Source organism: Candidatus Thermokryptus mobilis (assembly GCF_900070205.1).
GTDB classification, from domain to species: Bacteria; Bacteroidota; Ignavibacteria; order Kryptoniales; family Kryptoniaceae; genus Kryptonium; species Kryptonium mobile.
This window is the reverse complement of sequence record NZ_FAOO01000003.1, coordinates 179266-181626: the sequence shown is the minus strand read 5'-3', so window position 1 is coordinate 181626 and position 2361 is coordinate 179266. Positions and strand designations below refer to the sequence as shown.

The window sequence follows — 2361 nt, the reverse complement described above, 5'->3', positions numbered from 1 at the left end:
CCAGTGATTATCAAAATCTGATTTTCAGAATTATTTAGGAAAACATCATTTGGGACAAATTTTTCACCAGTTGGCAAAATTTTTTCAACAACGGGATGACGCCCACCTTTTATCTCAATCACATCGCTTTCATCAACTATTGGACAGGTATAATTATTTTCAACCGCAACTTCCGCAAGTGAAACAAAGCAATCCAGCATCGCTATCAATTGTGCATTCCTTTGAATTTCTTCCGTATATCCAGATACCTTTTCCCTTATTTGATTAAAAAGTTCAGCTTCAAGTGCAGAGATCTTTTCCTCAGCCGTGAAAATCTTCTCCTCATACTCTTTTAACTCTGGCGTTATAAATCTCTCAGCGTTCACAAGTGTTTGCTTCCGTATATAATCTGGTGGAACCTTGTCAAGATGTGCTTTCGTAATCTCAATGTAATAGCCGAACACTGAATTATAATCAACCTTTAAGCTTGGTATCCCAGTCCTCTCCCTCTCTTTCTGTTGAAGGTTAGCGATGTATTCTTTGCCCGACCTAGCTATAAACCTCAATTCATCAAGCTCAGCGCTGTATCCATCCCTTATCACTCCACCATCTGAAACAGTTGAAGGTGGGTCATCAACAATCGCACTTTCAATCAACTTAACAACTTCTTGAAGGGGATTTAAAAGTTTGTGAATTTTTTGAAGTGTCTCCGACTTTGAACCTGAAAGAAGTGATTTTATCTTCGGTATTTTCTTTAGCGACTCCTTTAAATTTATCAAATCCTTTGGATTAGCTCTTCCTGTCGTTCCGGGGATGTGCGCCCTTACTGCAATTCTTGAAATCAACCTTTCAATATCGCCAATCTCACCGAGAACTTCAAATAAATTTTTTCGCAAGTTTGGATTCTCATAAAGTTCTTTTACTGCTTCAAGTCGTTTTCGTATTGGCTCAATTTTTTTCAAAGGTCTCAAAACCCACTTTTTTAAAAGTCGTGCCCCCATGGGTGTCTGCGTCTTATCTATGACAGAGAAAAGCGTCCCATATGTCGTTTCTCCAAGATAGGAAACTGCAATTTCAAGATTTCTTTTCGTTGCTGAATCAAGCAGCATGTAATCGCCAGTGTCATAACGAGAAACTTTCTTTATGTGAATCAACCTTGCCTTTTGCGTCTCTTGAAGATAATGCATGACTGCACCAGCACATATAACGCCAAGTTCAATATCATCTATTCCGAAACCCTTTAACGACTGCGTCTGGAAATGATTAGTTAATGTCTCAAACGCGTAGTCATATTTAAAAACCCAATCCTCAAGTTTAGTAAGTGCTGGTTTAATTTGAATGTCTCCAATAACTTGCTCAACTTTATCTTTTTGAGTTTTGCAGAACAAAATCTCGCTTGGTGATATAGTGTCAAGGAAATTGCGAAGTTCATTTACCGAGACCTCACTTGCATAAAATTCCCCTGTTGAAACATCAGCAAAAGCGACGCCAACTTTCTCATCTTCAAAATAAACAGCGCAAACGAAGTTGTTAGAACGATTATCAAGTAATTTATCCGTAAGAGCAACCCCTGGAGTTATGACCTCAACCACATCCCTTTTAACGATGCCTTTAGCAAGTTTCGGATCCTCAAGCTGTTCGCAAATTGCAACCTTATAACCCGCTTTTACGAGTTTGTGAAGATATGTATCAAGCGCATGATGAGGGAAACCAGCAAGCGGAACATCAGCAGCTGCACCATTTGCCCTCTTTGTCAAAGCTATCCCAAGAACCCGAGCAGCTATTTTAGCGTCCTCCTCAAATGTCTCGTAAAAATCACCCATCCTAAACAAAACTATAGCGTCGGGATATTGCGCTTTTATCTTCCTGTATTGTCTCATCAAAGGTGTGGACATAGAAAATCGCAAAAATTTATTAAACTAAACCTTTCTCCCATATCTTAAATCAAACTCAAAACTTCTCATCATCTTCAACCAAGGATACATTTCCTTTATGTATTCCTCAACGTCTGGCGAAAATGTATAACCAACTATAAAAGCATAAACCTCAGCTCCCAAGAATTCTCGTACCCTTTCAACCTTTTCAATCAACTTATCAACCTCGCGCTTGCTTGGTCTTGACTTACATTCACCGACGACATAAACCTTTGCCCCATTTCTAAAACCTTCAACATAAATGTTAACTTCATCATATCTCCCATCCGGATAAATGATGTTCCGCCTTTCAACTAATTCAACCTCAATCCCGTACTCATCCCGAACGAAATCATACATGTAAAGCATAATCTTATCCTCAAGTCCATAGCCAACTGTATCCGACAAACCAGCAAGTATTTCTCTTGTCCTTTGATGTTCCTTGGCAAGCTGATTCACTCTCTCAGCT

Annotated in this window: 2 protein-coding genes; both read right to left on the bottom strand. The window is 39.1% G+C overall.

Translation table 11 applies throughout. The features are described from left to right. On the bottom strand, positions 1-1874 hold a 1874-nt coding region (gene mutS / locus FKZ43_RS03055; protein WP_140944439.1), incomplete at its 3' end, for a DNA mismatch repair protein MutS. A 24-nt stretch (positions 1875-1898) separates the two neighbouring features. After that, positions 1899-2361, bottom strand: a 463-nt coding sequence (locus FKZ43_RS03050) for a hypothetical protein (RefSeq protein ID WP_181180230.1), incomplete at its 5' end; no start/stop codon positions are given.